General features: G+C 72.5%; 15 protein-coding genes. 10 read left to right on the top strand and 5 right to left on the bottom strand.

What is annotated here, in order from left to right; translation table 11 throughout:
- The first annotated feature begins 27 nt into the window (after positions 1-27).
- The 5 genes from gcl to ACZ4MH_RS00055 all read left to right on the top strand — a co-directional run bounded on the left by gcl (position 28) and on the right by ACZ4MH_RS00055 (position 5,202).
- Positions 28-1,815, top strand: a complete 1,788-nt coding sequence (gene gcl / locus ACZ4MH_RS00075; RefSeq protein WP_351595849.1) for a glyoxylate carboligase — start codon at positions 28-30, stop codon at positions 1,813-1,815.
- Positions 1,816-1,902: 87 nt separating this feature from the next.
- Positions 1,903-2,727 (top strand): TIM barrel protein, encoded by an 825-nt coding sequence (locus ACZ4MH_RS00070; protein WP_351595846.1) that lies wholly within the window; start codon positions 1,903-1,905, stop codon positions 2,725-2,727.
- 49 nt (positions 2,728-2,776) lie between these two features.
- Entirely contained in the window at positions 2,777-3,676 is a 900-nt protein-coding gene (locus tag ACZ4MH_RS00065) for a 2-hydroxy-3-oxopropionate reductase (protein ID WP_351595843.1), read from the top strand.
- Between the two features lie 197 nt (positions 3,677-3,873).
- Entirely contained in the window at positions 3,874-4,479 is a 606-nt protein-coding gene (locus tag ACZ4MH_RS00060; protein WP_467753615.1) for a TetR/AcrR family transcriptional regulator, read from the top strand.
- 180 nt (positions 4,480-4,659) lie between these two features.
- Positions 4,660-5,202 carry an SUKH-4 family immunity protein gene (locus ACZ4MH_RS00055; protein ID WP_351595837.1) on the top strand — a complete coding sequence of 181 codons (543 nt, stop codon included), beginning with the start codon at positions 4,660-4,662 and terminating at the stop codon, positions 5,200-5,202.
- A gap of 357 nt (positions 5,203-5,559) precedes the next feature.
- Here the strand turns inward: ACZ4MH_RS00055 and ACZ4MH_RS00050 are convergent, their stop codons facing one another.
- Entirely contained in the window at positions 5,560-6,651 is a 1,092-nt protein-coding gene (locus ACZ4MH_RS00050; RefSeq protein WP_351595835.1) for an MBL fold metallo-hydrolase, read from the bottom strand.
- A 162-nt stretch (positions 6,652-6,813) separates the two neighbouring features.
- Between ACZ4MH_RS00050 and ACZ4MH_RS00045 the strand changes: the two genes are divergently transcribed.
- The 3 genes from ACZ4MH_RS00045 (at position 6,814) to ACZ4MH_RS00035 (ending at position 10,643) form a co-directional block, all read left to right on the top strand.
- The gene (locus tag ACZ4MH_RS00045; protein ID WP_351595833.1) at positions 6,814-8,490 is read left to right on the top strand and encodes a class I adenylate-forming enzyme family protein; all 1,677 of its coding nucleotides are present in this window, start codon (positions 6,814-6,816) and stop codon (positions 8,488-8,490) included.
- A 77-nt stretch (positions 8,491-8,567) separates the two neighbouring features.
- Positions 8,568-9,083, top strand: coding sequence for a GNAT family N-acetyltransferase (locus tag ACZ4MH_RS00040; RefSeq protein ID WP_351595831.1), 516 nt, complete (start codon positions 8,568-8,570; stop codon positions 9,081-9,083).
- A 519-nt stretch (positions 9,084-9,602) separates the two neighbouring features.
- Positions 9,603-10,643, top strand: coding sequence for an SMODS domain-containing nucleotidyltransferase (locus tag ACZ4MH_RS00035; RefSeq protein ID WP_351595828.1), 1,041 nt, complete (start codon positions 9,603-9,605; stop codon positions 10,641-10,643).
- A 33-nt stretch (positions 10,644-10,676) separates the two neighbouring features.
- On the opposite strand, the gene ACZ4MH_RS00030 is transcribed toward ACZ4MH_RS00035, so the two are convergent.
- Complete coding sequence (locus tag ACZ4MH_RS00030) at positions 10,677-13,025, bottom strand: glycosyltransferase (protein ID WP_467753612.1); 2,349 nt, start codon at positions 13,023-13,025, stop codon at positions 10,677-10,679.
- Between the two features lie 155 nt (positions 13,026-13,180).
- Positions 13,181-13,303: a hypothetical protein gene (locus tag ACZ4MH_RS00025; RefSeq protein WP_351602051.1), complete on the bottom strand. Its 123-nt coding sequence runs from the start codon at positions 13,301-13,303 to the stop codon at positions 13,181-13,183.
- Positions 13,304-13,498: 195 nt separating this feature from the next.
- Between ACZ4MH_RS00025 and ACZ4MH_RS00020 the strand changes: the two genes are divergently transcribed.
- Positions 13,499-15,250 (top strand): IlvD/Edd family dehydratase, encoded by a 1,752-nt coding sequence (locus ACZ4MH_RS00020; protein ID WP_351602048.1) that lies wholly within the window; start codon positions 13,499-13,501, stop codon positions 15,248-15,250.
- Between the two features lie 114 nt (positions 15,251-15,364).
- The gene (locus tag ACZ4MH_RS00015) at positions 15,365-16,087 is read left to right on the top strand and encodes a FadR/GntR family transcriptional regulator (RefSeq protein WP_467753610.1); all 723 of its coding nucleotides are present in this window, start codon (positions 15,365-15,367) and stop codon (positions 16,085-16,087) included.
- Between the two features lie 584 nt (positions 16,088-16,671).
- On the opposite strand, the gene ACZ4MH_RS00010 is transcribed toward ACZ4MH_RS00015, so the two are convergent.
- On the bottom strand, positions 16,672-16,863 hold the full coding sequence (locus tag ACZ4MH_RS00010; protein ID WP_351598812.1) for a hypothetical protein: 192 nt from the start codon (positions 16,861-16,863) through the stop codon (positions 16,672-16,674).
- A 50-nt stretch (positions 16,864-16,913) separates the two neighbouring features.
- Positions 16,914-17,189 (bottom strand): hypothetical protein, encoded by a 276-nt coding sequence (locus ACZ4MH_RS00005; protein ID WP_351598778.1) that lies wholly within the window; start codon positions 17,187-17,189, stop codon positions 16,914-16,916.
- Positions 17,190-17,431 lie beyond the last annotated feature (242 nt).

Below are 17,431 nucleotides of genomic sequence, written 5' to 3'. Positions count from 1 at the left end.
GACAGGCCGACGACGCAGGAGTACTCGATGCCTCGTATGACCGCCGCTCGTGCGGCAGTGGAGATCCTCAAGCGCGAGGGCGTGACCAACGCCTTCGGCGTGCCGGGTGCGGCGATCAACCCCTTCTACGCGGCCCTGAAGGCCGGCGGCGGCATCCAGCACACGCTCGCCCGCCACGTGGAGGGCGCGTCCCACATGGCCGAGGGGTACACCCGTACCCACGCGGGCAATATCGGTGTCTGCATCGGTACGTCGGGCCCCGCCGGCACCGACATGATCACCGGCCTGTACTCCGCGATCGGTGACTCCATCCCGATCCTGTGCATCACCGGCCAGGCGCCCACCTCGGTGCTCCACAAGGAGGACTTCCAGGCCGTCGACATCGCCTCGATCGCCAAGCCGGTCACCAAGGCCGCGACCACGGTCCTGGAGGCCGCGCAGGTCCCCGGCGTCTTCCAGCAGGCGTTCCACCTGATGCGGTCGGGCCGCCCGGGCCCGGTCCTGATCGACCTGCCGATCGACGTCCAGCAGACCGAGATCGAGTTCGACCCCGAGACGTACGAGCCGCTGCCCGTCTACAAGCCCCTCGCGACCCGCGCCCAGATCGAGAAGGCCCTCTCGATGCTGAACGAGGCCGAGCGGCCGGTGCTGATCGCCGGTGGCGGCGTCATCAACGCCGACGCCTCCGACCTGTTCGTGGAGTTCGCGGAGCTGACCGGCATCCCGGTCATCCCGACCCTGATGGGCTGGGGCGTCCTGCCCGACGACCACGAGCTCAATGCCGGCATGGTCGGCCTGCAGACCTCGCACCGCTACGGCAACGAGAACTTCCTGGCGTCCGACTTCGTCCTCGGCATCGGCAACCGCTGGGCCAACCGCCACACCGGTTACAAGATGGACGTCTACCGCAAGGGCCGGAAGTTCATCCACGTCGACGTCGAGCCGACCCAGATCGGCAAGATCTTCGCCCCGGACTACGGCATCGCCTCCGACGCGAAGGCGGCGCTGGAGCTCTTCGTCGAGGTGGCGAAGGAGATGAAGGCCGCGGGCAAGCTGCCGGACCGCGGCGAGTGGGCCGCCTCCACCCAGGAGCGCAAGGCCACCCTGCAGCGCCGCACGCACTTCGACAACATCCCGATGAAGCCGCAGCGCGTGTACGAGGAGATGAACAAGGCGTTCGGGCCCGAGACCCGCTACGTCACCACCATCGGCCTCTCCCAGATCGCCGGCGCGCAGATGCTGCATGTCTACAAGCCGCGCCACTGGATCAACTGCGGCCAGGCCGGCCCGCTCGGCTGGACCATCCCGGCCGCGCTCGGCGTCGCCACCGCCGACCCGGACGCGCAGGTCGTCGCGCTCTCCGGCGACTACGACTTCCAGTTCATGCTGGAGGAGCTGGCCGTCGGCGCGCAGCACCGCATCCCGTACGTCCACGTCCTCGTCAACAACTCCTACCTGGGCCTGATCCGTCAGGCGCAGATCGGCCTGGACATCAACTTCCAGGTCAACCTGGAGTTCGAGAACATCAACTCCCCGGAGCTGGGCGTCTACGGCGTCGACCACGTCAAGGTCGCCGAGGGCCTGGGCTGCAAGGCGATCCGCGTCACCGACCCGAGCGAGCTGGGCGCCGCCTTCGAGCAGGCCAAGAAGCTCGCCGCCGAGCACCGCGTGCCGGTCGTCGTCGAGGCGATCCTGGAGCGGATCACCAACATCGCGATGAGCAAGACCGCGGACATCAGCGATGTCACGGAGTTCGAGGAGATCGCCACCGAGCCGTGGCACGCGCCGAGCGCGATCTCGCCGCTGAAGAGCTGACGCCGACGGGCCTCCCGCCTGCGCCCCGTACGCGGGAGGCCCGGCCCCCGCCCCCTGTCGTCCGCACCGGAAGGAAGGCCATCCCTCATGGGCTTCACCGACGCCCGTTACGCCGTCAACCTGTCGATCCTCTTCACCGAACTGCCGCTGCTGGAGCGCCCCGCGGCGGCGGCCGCCGCCGGCTTCACCGAGGTCGAGCTGTGGTGGCCGTGGGTCGACGCGCCGGTTCCCGAGCAGTCCGAACTGGACGCGCTGCGGCACGCGCTGAACGACGCCGGCACCCAGCTGATCGGCCTGAACTTCTACGCCGGACAGCTGCCGGGCCCCGACCGCGGCGCCCTCTCCGTCCCCGGCGAGGAGTCCGACAAGTTCCGCGCCAACATCGACGTCGCCGCCGACTTCGCGCAGTCGGTCGGCTGCAAGGCCCTCAACGCGCTCTACGGCAACCGCGTCGACGGCGTGGACCCCCAGGTCCAGGACACCCTGGCGCTGGAGAACCTGGTACTCGCGGCCCGCGCCGCCGACCGCATCGGCGCGACGCTGCTGATCGAGGCGCTCAACGCCACCGAGTCGCCGCGCTGCCCGATCGTCTCGGCACCGAAGGCCATCGAGATCGTCGACAAGGTCAACGCGGCCACCGGGCTCGGCAACGCCACGTTCCTGATGGACCTGTACCACCTGGCCATGAACGGCGAGGACCTCAACGAGGTCATCGACGCCTACGCGGACAAGACCGGGCACGTGCAGATCGCCGACAACCCCGGACGCGGCGCGCCCGGCACCGGCGACCTGCCGCTGGCGGACCTGCTCGGTCGTCTGAAGAAGGCCGGTTACGACGGCTGGGTGGGCCTGGAGTACAAGCCCGGCGACCGCCCCAGCTCGCAGGCGTTCGGCTGGCTCTACAGCGCCTGACCGTCCTCATACCGTCCCCATTTTTCCCCTGGAAAGGATCACACTCTCCATGAGCAGCAACCTCCCCAAGATCGCGTGGATCGGCCTGGGCATCATGGGCTCCCCGATGGCGGAGAACCTGATCAAGGCCGGCTACTCCGTCACCGGCTTCACCCTTGAGCAGGACAAGCTCGACCGGCTGGCCAAGGCCGGCGGCACCGCGGCCGCGAGCATCGCCGAGGCCGTCCGCGACGCCGATGTCGTGCTCACCATGGTCCCGGCCTCCCCGCAGGTCGAGGCCATCGCGTACGGCCCCGACGGCATCCTGGAGAACGCCAAGTCCGGCGCGCTGCTGATCGACATGTCCTCGATCACCCCGCAGACCTCCATCGACCTGGCCAAGAACGCCGCCGAGAAGGGCATCCGCGTCCTGGACGCCCCGGTCTCCGGCGGCGAGGCCGGCGCCATCGAGGCCGTGCTGTCCATCATGGTCGGCGGTGACCAGGCCGACTTCGACACCGCCAAGCCGCTGTTCGACGCGCTCGGCAAGACCATCGTGCTGTGCGGCCCGCACGGCTCCGGCCAGACGGTCAAGGCCGCCAACCAGCTCATCGTCGCCGTCAACATCCAGGCGTGCGCCGAGGCCGTGGTCTTCCTGGAGAAGTCCGGCGTCGACCTCGCCGCCGCCCTGGACGTCCTCAACGGCGGCCTGGCCGGCTCCACCGTGCTGAGCCGCAAGAAGGACAACTTCAAGAACCGCGACTTCAAGCCCGGCTTCCGCATCGACCTGCACCACAAGGACATGGGCATCGTCACCGACGCCGCCCGTACCGTCGGTGCCGCGCTGCCCGTCGGCGCCGTCGTCGCGAACCTTGTGGCCTCGCTCCGCGCCCAGGGCGACGGCGGCCTGGACCACTCGGCCCTCCTGCGTGGCGTCGAGCGCCTCTCGGGCCAGCAGGTCAAGGACTGACACCTGAGGGAGTCCCCCGACCGAGGAGCGCCGTCCGGATCCGTCCGGGCGGCGCTCCGTCGTGCGTTGCGGCTGTGTACGGCCGGATACGCCTTCGGTACGGCTGCGCTGCACCACCGTACGGCTGCGTACACTGAGCCAACGTTCGTTCAGTCAGGTTCGGTCATGCGGTCAACGGGAGGACCCAGGTGGGTGCGGTGCGGCCTGCGGGCCAGAAGGCCATCCTCGATGCCGCCCGGTACGAGTTCGCCGAGCGCGGCTACGGCGCGGCGTCCATCCGCGGCATCGCGCGGCGGGCCCGGGTCAGCCTCTCCGCGATGTACCACTACTACGCGGGCAAGCAGGAGCTGCTGCACGCCCTGCTGGACGAGAGCAGCGCCCAGTACTTCGCCTCCTGCGAGGCCGAGCAGGCGCGGGCCGGGACGGACGCGGGGGAGCGGCTGGCCGCCCTGGTGCGGGCCACCGTCCGTTACCGCGCCCAGCACCGGCTGGAGAGCAGCCTGCTGCTGACCGAGTGGCGCCACCTCTCCGAGGGCCGGCTGAAGGAGGCGCGGCAGCGGCAGTACGACGGCTCGCGGCTGTTCCACGAAGTGGTCGACGCGGGCGTGGCACAGGGCGTGTTCCGTACGCCGCATCCGGAGGACGCCCGGCGCGGCGTGATCGCGATGTGCAATGCGGTGGCGCAGTGGTACAGCGCGGGCGGTGACGTCGGCGTCGGTGAACTGGCCGAGCGCTACGTCGAGTTGGCGCTCGTACTGGTCGAGTACCGGCCGGCCGGCAGTCTCCCGCGCCGGTCCGGCTGACCCGCGGCGGTGGGTGCCCGGCCGGTGGTCGGCCACCCGCTCTTAACGACCGTTCAATTCTCTTTCCCGCCCCGGTCTGCTCCTTCGCGCCGCGCCGCGTGGTCAGATGTCCGACTCGCCGGACGGTTGTTCCCGGTAGAGTCCCGCCGCGTGCGGTCAGCCGTGGGGGGAGGGGCTCCTGTGCCGAAATACGAAGAGCTGGTGGCGTGGGCCGGTGCCGGACAGGTCGTCCGGGCCGATCCGGACGCCGTGGCGAAGTGGCGGATACCGGACCGCCAGAAGGCGTTACTGGTGACCACCGGGATACCGGTGGTGGACAATCTCATCGGCACGGCGTGCTTCCAGCACGAGCCCGAACCGCAGCTGCGCACCCGCGACGGCCGGCTCCTGTACCGGCTGACGCAGAACGCGCACGGCCGCCGTTCGCCCGCGCTGACCTGGGCGTTCGGCGTCGATCCCGACTCCGGTGCGGTGTACTACGTACTGCCCGACGGCGAGGCGTGGTTCGCCAACTCCTCGATAGAGCTGTGGCTGCGCACGCTGCACCACTACGGGCTGCACGTGAGCCGCTCGGCGGTCCTGAACGACCCGAACGGCGATGAGGGCGCCGCGGTGGCCGAGCTGGGGCGGCTGGCGGTGCAGCTGAAGGCCATCGACCCGCCGGCCTTCGACGGGTTCGTGGGCTACATCTGGGTGGAGTTCCTGGAGAGATGGCTCTGGTGACGGCCGCCGATCAGTCTCGGACCTTTACCGGTCTCTTTGCGTCGAGTTCCCGGCGGGTGTCCTGTCGTCGCTGCGGTGGGCGGACGCCGGACTGCCGCCGGACCGCCGTCGGCCGTTCACTCACTCACCCGCGCCGACCAGCGGCGTTCCACGACGATTGGGCCGCGCCCGGCCGGTGCGCGGCAGGTACGGCAGCGCAACGCGCTTGTGCCCGTGAGGCCCGTGACAGGTGTGCAACTCGTGTGCCGGATGCGCCATTTCCGCCGCAGCCCAGGCCGACGTGGTACGGCGGCCCGATCCTGTGCGGCGCCCTCTCTGGACACGGTCTCCATGCAGCCGTAAGTTAACGATCGTTCGTCATCGCCTAGGGGCAGCCGGCGTCCAGCGCGCTGGCCGACGCGGGCCCCCGGGCTGTTCCGGCCCGCCCGCGTGCTCGGTGATCTCCCCGCGGGCCGCGAGCAGTTTGAGGTGGGCGAGCGTCTCGCCGAGCGCGAAGCGGCGCTGCTGAAGGCCGAACTCCTGCCAGCTGCGCGACCACTTGAGGTGCGCGGCCAGCTCCCACGCGGTGCTGCCGGGCGCCGCGGTGACCGCGGCCAGGGTCTCCGCGAGCCGCTCGGTGTGGTGTCGAGCGATGTACGCGAGCCGCCGGTCCAGCTGCCGGAAGCGGTACTCGTGCGCGGGCAGCACCTCGGCCACGTCGTAGCCGGTCAGCTTGTCCAGCGAGCGCAGGAAGTCCGCGAGCGGGTCGCCGACGCTCTGCAGGAGGTACCCGATCGAGGGCGTGATCCGCGGCAGTACGTGATCGCCGGAGAACAGCAGCTGCCGGTCGGGGTCGTAGAAGCAGGAGTGGCCGGGGCTGTGGCCGGGCGTCCAGACGACCCGCAGGTCAAGGCCGGGGAGGGCGATGCGCTCGCCGTCCCGGAGGAGGACGTCCGGGCGCGGGGCGCGGAACAGCCGGTCGGGGTCCATCATGTCGGCGGTGGCGTCCGCGTCGGTGCCGGACATGCCGTGCTCCGTCAGGTGCCCGACGTACCCGTGCCGCCACTTGTCGTACGTGTCGAGCTCCGGGCGCATCGCATGGGCGTCCAGCTCGTGCAGCGCGACGTACGCGCCGGAGGCGTCGCGGACCCGGCCCGCCAGGCCCAAGTGGTCGGCGTGGTTGTGGGTGACCAGCACGGCCTTGACGTCGCGGATGTCGTAACCGATGGCCGTCAGCCCGTCGTTGAGTGCCTGCCACGAGACGTCGGCGTCCCAGCCCGCGTCGACGAGCGCGAGGCCGCCACGCACCTCCAGCGCGTAGACCAGGACGTACCGCAGCGGGTTGTCCGGAATGGGGACGGGGAGGGACCACAGGCCGTCCCGGACGCGTTCGACGGGCGGCAGCACACCGTCCTGCCAGGCCCGCCACTGCACGGTGCCGGTGATCTCGGCTGTTGCGTCGGCTGTCACAGGAAGTTCCGTCCCTTCGACTTCCGACCCCTGGACAGAGGTCGTGGCGCCGCCTTAGCTTAACGATCGTTCGCCAATATGTGACCTCCGCGCTCGTGTTGTCCCTCACGCCCTCCCGTAGCCGTCGTCCGCAGACACCGGCACCCCCCGAGGAGTCGCCCCATGCCGCGTACCGCACTGGACTACCCGCCCCTGCCCGTCGGCGCCGTGCTCGCCGGGGCCGCGCGGCGCTATCCCGACCGGCTCGCGCTGACCGACGGGCGGGAGAGCCTGACGTACGCCGAGCTGTACGACCGGGCGCTGCGGTTCGCGCGCGGCCTGCACGAGCACGGCATAGCCCCCGGCGAGACCGTGCTGCTGATGATCCCCAACTGCCCGTGGTTCCCGGTCGCGTACTGGGGCACGCTGCTGGCCGGCGCGGTCGTCAGCCCCACGAACCCCGCGCAGCCCGCGGCCCCGCTGGCCGCGCAGCTCGCCGATTCGGACGCCCGCGCGGTGATCGCCTACGCGGGCGCGCTGCCGTCCGTGTACGCCGCCGACGCACCCGGCGTGCGCTTCACCGCCGTCGTACCGGCTCCCGGCGGACCGGGCACCCCCGGTGAACCGGGGCCGGTCACCGTCCCCGAGCCCCCGGCCGGCCGTACCGTCCTCGCCGCCGACGAGCTGCTGACGTACGGCAGGGCCGAGCCCGCGCGGCGGCGCCCGGAGGATCTGGCGCACCTCGCGTTCACCGGCGGCACCACCGGCCGGTCGAAGGCGGTCCGCGTGCTGCACCGCAACGTGATCGCCAACGCCGCCCAGACCGTCTGGGTACGGGCCGCCGGACGGCTGCGGGAGGCGGACGGCGTGCTCGACGTGGTCCGCGACGAGGCGGTCGCGACGCCCCACCAGTCCGTCCCCGGCACCGAGTCGACGATCTCCGTGGCCCCGCTCTTCCACGCGATGGGCCTGGTCGGCATGGTCGCGCACACCGTCATCGGCACCACGGCCGTGCTGCACACCCGCTTCGACCCCGCCCGCTTCCTCGACGACCTCGAGGCCCACCAAGTGGGCATGGTCGGCGGCTCGCCCACGATGTACCGGGCCCTGCTGGCCTCCCCGGCGAGCGCCGGGCGCCGCCTGAAATGCGTACGCAACATCAACTCCGGTGCCGCGCCCATGGACCCCGGGACCCGGCAGCGGCTCACCGAACTCTTCCCGGACGCGCTGTTCAGCGAGGGCTACGGGCTCACCGAGGCGACCATGGCGCTGGCCATGTGGCCGCTGGACGCCGCCGCCGGGACGCCGCACGGCACGGTCGGCGTCGCGCTCCCGGACACCGAGCTGTCCATCCGCGACCTGCTCGACCCCGAGCGCGAACTGCGGGTGGGGGAGACCGGTGAGCTGTGGGCGCGCGGCCCGCAGGTCACCGACGGGTACCAGGGCCACCCGGAACTCACCGCCGAGCAGTACGCCGACGGCTGGCTGCGCACCGGTGACATCGGGCGGCTGGACGAGCGGGGCCACCTCTTCCTGTCGGGGCGCGCCAAGGACATGCTCATCTACAAGGGGTACAACGTCTATCCGCTGCACCTGGAGGACATCCTGGCCGGGCACCCGGCGGTGGCGGCGGCCGCGGTGATCGGCGCGCCCGCGGCGGACGCGGGGGAGATCCCCGCCGCCTATGTGGTCCTGCGGAACGGCACGGCGGCGACGGCGGAGGAGCTGATGGCGTACGTCGCCGAGCGCGTCGCCCCGTACCAGCGGGTGCGCGAGCTGTACTTCACCGACGCGCTGCCGGTCTCGGCGGCGGGCAAGGTGCTCAAGACCGCGCTGCGCGAGCGGCACGCCGCCCAGTAGCCCCGGGCGTCCGGAAGATCGCGGTCGCCGGGCCGCACCGGTGCGGTGGCGGGGCCCGGCCGCTAGCGTCATGGCGTATGCAGACGACTCTGTACGGCGTCGACGTGGTACTGCGCCCCGCCACGGCGGACGACATCCCCGTCCTGGCCGCGATCCGGGGCGAGCCCGAGGTGTACGCGCGATGGCGCGGCGGGAAGGACCTGGAGGCCGAGGTCGCCGATGACCTCGCCTCGCCCGGGAAGTACACGTACGCGATCGAGTACGCGGGCCGGATCATTGGCGCGATCCAGTGGTCGCAGGAATCGGATCCGGACTATCGGCACGCGAATATCGACATCTATCTGACGGCGGCGCTGCACGGCCGGGGGCTGGGCACCGACGCGGTGCGCACGCTGGCGCGGCACTTGCTGACGGAGCGTGGTCACCACCGGATCACGATCGATCCGGCGGCGGACAACGAGGCGGCGATCCGCAGCTATCGGAAGGCCGGCTTCCGGCCGGTCGGGATCATGCGCCAGTACGAGCGCGGACCCGACGGCACCTGGCACGACTCGCTTCTGCTGGACCTGTTGGCAGCGGATCTCCCGAACTGAGCGGTGTCGGCGGTCCGCCGGAGGGGTATGTCGCCGGGACGACTCTGGCATATGCCAGAAGGTCGCTGCCGCTGTCGGATGCGGTCGCGATGGCAACAGGGCGTGAAACAGGTGCTGTCGGAGGTGGACGAGAAAGGGGGAATTAAGTTCATCATCGATCAGGACGAGCTCTTTCGCGGTGCTCCACGACAGATATATGCGTAGTTGAATGGAGTGCCGCGCGTTCGCCCGGGAGGTGCGGCCGCCCGGACGGACCGGTGTGCGCACGGAGGGAACCGGAACCCGTCGTGCGGGAGTGGCACGGAGTGGCACAAGACAACTCGCCGCGGCTTGTCCGGTCGTCGGCCGGCGTCGGAGAGGAACGATTTTTCCCATGCATGATGTGACACGTTCGACCCCTTCCGCTGAAACGATTCCCCGCTACGCTCGCTCCTCCCCGGACGTACCCGGCACCGCCGCGGACGCCCAACCGGAATGCCCCCTCGTCCCGTTGCTGTCGAGAGAAACGAGCCCCTCGCGATGACCTACACCGCCAGGACCGCATTCGGCGACTTCGACCAGGCTCTCGCCCTGGAACCCGGCCGCTACGAGAGGGCCCGTCGCCGGCACCGCCAGATCACCGCGGCGCTGAAGAACGCGGGCCTGATCGAAAGCAGCTGCCTCCAGGGCAGCTTCGCCCGGAAGACCCGCATCGCCCCGCTGGACGACATCGGCATGGTCATGGTCTTCCACCGGCGCTTCGCCCGCCTCGTCAAGCGCCCCGGCGGCGCCGCCGACGCCATGGCGATGCTCTGCGACACGGTCACCGAGGCGTTCCCCGGCTCCCGCTTCGGCGACGAGGACCGCACCTCCCGCGCCCTCCAGGTCACCTTCGCCGACCTGGACGTGACCTTCGGCCTGACCCCGGCCCTCGCCGACCCGCGCTGCACCGACCTGCTCACCGCCAACTGGGAGCGGGACACCTGGGAGCGCTCGACGGTCCGCACGCTCAACCGCGTCATCGGCCGGCACGACCACGCCACCGACGGCCGCTTCGTCCACCAGGTCCGCATGGTCAAGTCGTTAAGGGGTGGCCACCCCGTACTGCGCGAGACCCGCGGCCTCCTGTGGGAGGCGCTGGCCTACGAAGCCGTCTCCGGACCCCGGCAGCACACCGACGCGATCGCCACCACCCTCGCGCACGCCGCGCAGGCCGTCACCGGCCCCGTCCTGGACCCCACCGGCTCCCAGGACCTCACCGCCGACTGGACCGGGGCACAGCGCACGGCTCGCGCCGAGGTGCTGGCCGCACTGGCCGCGCAGGCCGCCGAGGCCCGCCGCCGGGAGCAGGCCGGCGACCACACCGGCGCGATCGGGCTCTGGCACGGCGTGTTCGGCGCGCCCTTCCCGTCCGCGGCCGACGCCCACCGCGCCGAGACGGCCGGCGGCACCGGACACCGCGCGACCCGCCGGCGCAGCGCCCCCAGCCCGCGCGCCCGCTCCTTCAGCCCCTTCATGAGCCGCCCGGTGACCTGGTCGGTCTTCGCCGGTACGACGAGGACGGCGCCGCCGGCGAGTTGAGACGCGCCCGCCGGCCGGCTGTGGACCGCTGTCTCAGCCGTTCCGCAGATGCGCGCACCGGGGCGCGGCCGCGTGCACGGCCGCGGTGTCCGGCGCCGGAGCCGGCGCGGCCACCAGGGCCAGGTCGTTGGCGTCGGTGAAGTACGGACGGACCCGCGCGCGGGCCGCGCCCTCACCGCGGTACGCCGACGGATGGGTGTCGATGTCCTTGCGCGCGACGATGTCCCCGCCGATCCGCCCGATGCGTACGGCCGTGCCGCCCGGCAGCACCAGCCGCAGGTCCCAGAACTCCCGCTCCCGCGGCGCCGACCCGGCCACCCGCCCGGTGAAGTCCTCGTGCGGCAGCAGACAGCAGAACCGGCCGGTGCCCAGCTCCGTCGTGGGCAGCCGCAGCACCGTCGGCCGCGTGCCGCGGCGCGTCGCCGTCACCACCGCCTCCGCCGCCGGCTCCGCGCCCAGCAGCTGCGCCTCGACGTAGGTGACCGAAGGGCCGACCGCGACCCACACCGCCTCCGCGTGCGCGGCGCGCTGCCACACGCGCAGCGCCAGCCGCCCGCTGTCGGCGGCGTACGGGATCCAGGACCGCACGGCGCCGTCGGCCACCTCCGGGGCCCGGCCGACCAGCGCGGCCCGCTCGACCATCGTGGACCGCACGGGCCGCAGCGCCCCGTCCGCGCGCCGCCGTACCCACACCTCCCAGTGCCCCTCGGCGAGCGGCATCCGCGCCAGCCGCAGCCGTACCCGGTACGGGCCGCCGCGGCCCTCCCGTACGGGCGGCGGCAGCGGCACCCGCACCTCCTCGGCGGAGTTGCGGCGGCGCAGTACCAGATCGGCGGGGCCGGTCAGCCCCGCGGCGGGGAAGGTCAGTACCAGCGCACCGTCCTCGGCCACCGCGCAGCGCGCCTCGGGGCGCAGCTTGCGTGCCGTGCCGTCGGCCCGCGCGGCGGCCGCGGGCGAGACCTTGCGCAGTACACCGAGCAGCGGCACGGCGGTGACCGGCCGCTGGAGCAGGGGGCGTGCCACGCGCCGGGCGAGCGCCTTGCCCGCGCGCAGCGCCCTGCCCCGCCCCGCGGTACCGGTGTACCCGCCCAGTGCGTGCGCCCCGGCGAGCTCCTTCCGCGCCTCCGGCGGACCGCAGCACTTGCCCGTCTTCGCGGCGAGGTCCTCGAAGAGCTTGACGTAGGCGTGCGCGACGGCCGAGGGCGCGTAGTCCAGCGCCTTGGCGCGGGCCGCCGCGGCCATCGCGGCCCGCCGCTCGTCGTCCGCGATCAGTTCCAGCAGCGCCGCCGCGAACTCCTCGGCGTTGCCCGGCTGGACGAGCAGCCCGTCCACCCCGTCGGAGATGATCTCGCCCGGCCCGAACGGGCAGTCCGTGGCGACCACCGGCAGCCCGGCGTGCATCGCCTCCACGATCGTCATCCCGAACGACTCGCCGTCCGAGGAGACCGCCGCGATGGACCCCTTGGCCCACTCCGGCTCGATCGGCGCGTGCGCGCCCATCATCGTCACCTGTTCGCACAGCCCCAGCTCGTGGATGCGGGTCCGCAGCGCCCGCGCCTCGGGCCCGCGCCCGTACAGCCGCAGCTTCCAGTCCGGGCGCTGCTCCACCACGCGCGCGAACGCGTCGATCAGCAGCCGGTAGTTCTTGATGCGGATGAGCCGGCCGGCCGCGACCACCAGCTTGTGGCGCCCCGAGGAGGGCGACACGTCCGGCTGCGGCACCGCGTTGGGGATGCAGCGGATCTCCGTGGCGACATCGGGCAGGGCCTCGCGGTAGATCCTGGCGTCCTGCCGGGACACCGTGACGAAGGCGTCGAGGCGGGGCACCGCCGCGTTCTGCGCCGTCCGCACGTCCGCCCGGTGCATGTCGTGGGTGAGGTGTTCCTGCCCGACGAGCAGCGCGCGGGCGGGCCCGAAGCGCGCGAGGTAGACGTTGATGCCGGGCCGCGTCCCGATGATCACGTCCGCTTCGGTGTCCCGCAGGTACTCCTCGATCCGCGTGTCGACCAGCGCGCTGCACAGCTTGTACGGGCCGTCGCAGGCGGGGTAGACGCGTGAGGGGTTGCCCTTCGGGTCGTGCGCCGGGTCGAAGCCGGGCCGGTCCCTGCGGGCCTCGACCAGCGGCACGATGCGTACCCGGGGATGGACGGGCAGGGCCGGAGCGGCCCGGGTCCTGATCATCGAGACGATCTCGACGTCGTGCCCGGCCTCCGCCAGCGCGCCGGAGAGGTTGACGGTCGAGCGGATGGTGCCGCCGATGCCGTAGAGGTTGAAAAGGAGGAAGCACACCTTCAGGCGGCGTGCTGCCCACACAGGGTGCGGGGGACCCGCCGCCGCTTCCCGGACCATGCCTGACACGACCACGTCGTCACTCTTCTGCACAGAACCGGAGAATATGACGTGAATTGTGACTCTATAAGCTTTCGCGCAAGCGTGTCGTGAAGCTGCCCCTCGAACGGCCGGTATGCATCGTGCCTGGTGACAGGGGTGACGGGCGGCGCCGACGGGTCATGGCGCACGCCCGGGGCGGGGGTGTTTCAGGCCAGCCGCCGGGAGAGTCCGGCGGCCGTGGTGCGCGCGGTGCGGACGATCGGGGCGAGGCGCGGGGCGCTGCGCGGGGCCGGGCCCGCGACGCCACTCGGGCCCGGCTCCTCGGCCACCCGTATGCGCTGCCCGGCGTCCGAAAGGTTCTGCCACGCTCGCCCAGTGCCCCGTCGTGGGAAAAGGTCCGTGCCGGACTCTGGACAGGCGAGACCCCTATCATGCTTTGATAGCACCATTGGAGAGCGGGAGGGTGCAGCCTGGTCACGGCCGGTCCCGCCCGGCCCGCCACGCCCGCACCGGAAGGACCTCGCATGGCCGCGAACGCATCCTCCCCGCACCCGCCGGAGCAGCCCGCGCTCCGCTCCCGCGCCTGGTTCGGCGACGGCGGCAAGAACGGTTTCATCGCCCGGCACTCCCTGCGCGCCATGGGCCGCGGCGGTCACAACTTCGACGGCCGCCCGGTCATCGGCATCTGCAACACCTACTCCGAACTCACGCCCTGCAACGGCCACTTGCAGCTCCTCGCGGACGCCGTGAAGCGCGGCGTACTGCAGGCCGGCGGCTTCCCGCTGGAGTTCCCCGCGATGTCGCTCGGCGAGCCGATCATGCGCCCGACCACCATGCTGTACCGCAACCTCGCCGCCATGGAGATCGAGGAGCAGATCCGCGCCAACCCCCTGGACGCCGTCGTCCTCCTCACCGGCTGCGACAAGACCACCCCCGCGGCTCTCATGGGCGCCGCCAGCGCCGGCGTCCCCGCGCTCGTCTTCACCGGCGGTCCCACGCTCAACGGCCGCTTCCGGGGCCGCGCCGTCGGATCCGGTACGGACGTCTGGCGGATGACCGAGGAGCTGCGCGCGGGCACGGTCACCCAGGAGGAGTTCACCGAGTTCGAGACCGCGCTGACCCGCAGCGCAGGCCACTGCATGACCATGGGCACGGCCTCCACCATGGCCTGCCTCACCGAAGCGCTCGGCATGATGGTCCCCGGCGGCTCCGGCCTGCCCGCCGTCGACTCCCGCCGCGGCACCCTCGCCGAGGAGACCGGCATCCGCGCCGTCGAACTGGCCGGCTCCGACCTCACCCCGCAGCGCATCATGACCCGCGCCGCCTTCGAGAACGCCATCCGCATCAACGCCGCCATCGGCGGCTCCACCAATGCCGTACTGCACCTCCTCGCCCTCGCCGGCCGCCTCGGCGTCCCGCTCGCCCTGGACGACTTCGACCGCCTCGGCGCCGAACTCCCGCTCCTCATCGACCTGATGCCCTCCGGCCGCTTCCTGATGGAGGAATTCGCGTACGCGGGCGGGCTCCCGGCCCTGATCAACGACCTCCGCGACCACCTGCACCACGACACCGTCACCGTCACAGGGCGCAGCCTGGTCGACAACTGCGCGGGCGCCGAGGTGTACGACCGCGAGGTCATCCGCCCGCTCGACCGCCCCGTTCAGCCCGCCGGCACCGGCACGGCCGTACTCCGCGGCAACCTCGCCCCCGACGGCGCGGTCATCAAGCAGTCGGCGGCCGACCCCAAGCTGCTCAGCCACACCGGGCCCGCGCTGGTCTTCGACTCGCTGGAGGACTACCTCGCCGTCGCGGAGGACCCGGACCTCGACGTCACCGCCGACACCGTCCTCGTCGTCCGCAACACCGGCCCGAAGGGCTACCCGGGTATGCCCGAGGTCGGCAACGTGCAGCTGCCCAAGAAGCTCCTCGACGCCGGCGTCCGCGACCTGGTCCGCATCTCCGACGCCCGGATGTCCGGCACCGCGTACGGCACCTGCGTCCTGCACGTGGCCCCCGAAGCGGCGGTCGGCGGCCCGCTCGCCCTCGTCCGCACCGGCGACTCCGTACGCCTGGACGTACCGGCCCGCCGCCTCGACGTCCTGGTCGGGGACGACGAGCTGGAGCGCCGCCGCGCGGCCTGGCAGCCGCCCCGCGCGCCCGCGGAACGCGGCTGGAACTACCTCTACGACCGGCACGTCACCCAGGCCGACACCGGCGTCGACCTGGACTTCCTGCGCGGCGCCGGCGACTCGGCACCGCCGCCCCAGGCGTTCTGACCCCGTCCTGCCGGCGGGCACCGAAGGCGGTTCAGGTGTGACAATCGGCGGGGCGGCCGCGGTCCGGCCGCCCCGTACCGAGGCGCACGGGAACACGGGAACACGGGGGACGGCGTGGAACTTCAGGGCCTGCACGGGCAGGTGGTCGACCGCATCGGCCGGTCGCTCGCCGCGGACGAGATCCGGGCGGGCGAGGTGCTGCGCCTGGAGGACGTACAGGAACGGTACGGCGTCTCGCGCACGGTGGCCCGCGAGGCGGTCCGCGTCCTGGAGTCCAAGCGGGTCGTCACCAGCCGCCCGCGCGTCGGCATCACCGTACGGCCGCTCGCCGAGTGGAACCTCTACGACCCGCAGATCATCCGCTGGCGGCTCGCCTCGCCCCGGCGCGAGGCCCAGCTGCGCGAACTGGCCGAGCTGCGGGCCGCCGTCGAACCGTCCGCCGCGGCCCTCGCCGCGTCCGGCGCGGCCCCCGGCGCCCGCGCCGCACTCACCGAGCACGCCCACGCCATGGCGGACGCCGCCGGGACCGGCGACCGCGCGGCCTTCGTCGCCGCGGACGCGGCCTTCCACCGCGCGCTGCTCACCGCCTCGGGCAACGGCATGTTCGCGCAGCTCGCCGAGGTCACGGAGGAGCTGCTGACGGCCCGCCGGGACCTCGCCCTGATGCCGCCCGACATCGACATGGCGGCCGTACACCGCCACCAGGAAGTCGCTAGCGCGGTCGCCGCGGGCCGTCCCACCGACGCCGCCCAAGCCGTCGTACGCATCGTCAACGCGGCCCACAACGAGGTGGAGCGGCTGCTGGAGGGCGGGGGGCCTTGCGCGTACAAGGGATGAGGAGGACCACCCCCTACAGCTGACGCCGCACGCCCGCCTCCTGCTGCGCGTAGGCCAACTGCGCGCGCAGCCCGCCCTCCAGGGACACCCGCGCATGGCCCCGCCGCCCGAGGGGCAGCACGGTGCCGCTGGGCGGTGTCCTCCAGGAGGAGAGCCAGCCCGCCGTAGAGCGCGAACGCCCCGAGAGCGACCCCCAGCCAGGCCGCGGCCGACTCCACCGCGGCGTTGCCGGTCGCGTTGTAGAAACCGACCAATGCGTACCGGGACGCGCCGGCCAGCAGCAGGATCGCGAACAGCGGCTTGCCACTCAACGCCGCCACGCTGAGGACCAGAATGAACGGCGTCAGCGTCAGCAGGAACACCGCCAGCGCCGGACTGAGCTGCCCCGGCGACCCCGATGCCATGACCAGCGCCGTACCGGCCCACGCAAACCCCAGCGTCAGCAGCGCCGTGGCCGCCCCGCCGTCCCGCCGTCCCGCGCCCAGAAGGCCACGATGCCCGCGATCAGCTCCAGCGGAACCCCAACTTTTCCATCGAACGGCGCACGAGCGGGGGCCTCACAGGCGGCCGCCGGGCTGGGGGAGTCAGAAGTACACGATGCGTACGACCGTGACCGTGAGGACGCTTTCGCTTACGTAGTAGCGGATGACGACGCCGGCGACGGTGGCTTCTCGGCGCTCGCGTTCCGTTTTTATTGCCGCGGAGCCGTGGCCGTACGGGTCGTCGGCGAGGCGGTGCATTCCCGCGTCGAAGCGGGTGCGCAGGGCGGTGTCCATGGAGTCGCGGGCTTGGTCGGCAGGGGGTGCGTACTGGAGGCGACGGCGGGTCACGCCACCTCCGGCCGGCTGTCGTCGGCCGGTACGGCACCGATGTCCTCGCCGCGCTCGAGGCGCTCGAAAAGTTCCTGGTCCTCGCGGTCGGCTCCCGTGCCGCCCATGGCCCACCGGGCCAGTCTGGCGGGCAGCTCGCCGGCCGGGACGTGCGGGATCTCCTGGTCGAACGCGCGCGCCTGCTCCTCGTCGAGGACGGCGCGGATACCGGCGATGGTGCCCGGCAGCTCCACGAGCTCTCCGCCGATCACCGTCTTCAACTTCGCCTCCACGGCCGGCCTCCTCGCGCGACCACCTCGCGCCACGGACCACCGTACGCCCATCGGGCCCGGTCGTGTCCTGCGTACCGGGAACACCGTACGGGGAGACCGTGCCCGGTGATCGCGGGGCCGCAGGCAGCCGAAAAGGGCCTAACCGGCGGTGGGGGGGGGGGGGGGGGGGGGGGGGGGGGGGGGGGGGGGGGGGGGGGGGGGGGGGGGGGGGGGGGGGGGGGGGGGGGGGGGGGGGGGGGGGG

The organism is Streptomyces sp. NPDC026301, assembly GCF_055567935.1.
This window is presented reverse-complemented; position numbering and strand designations above follow the sequence as displayed.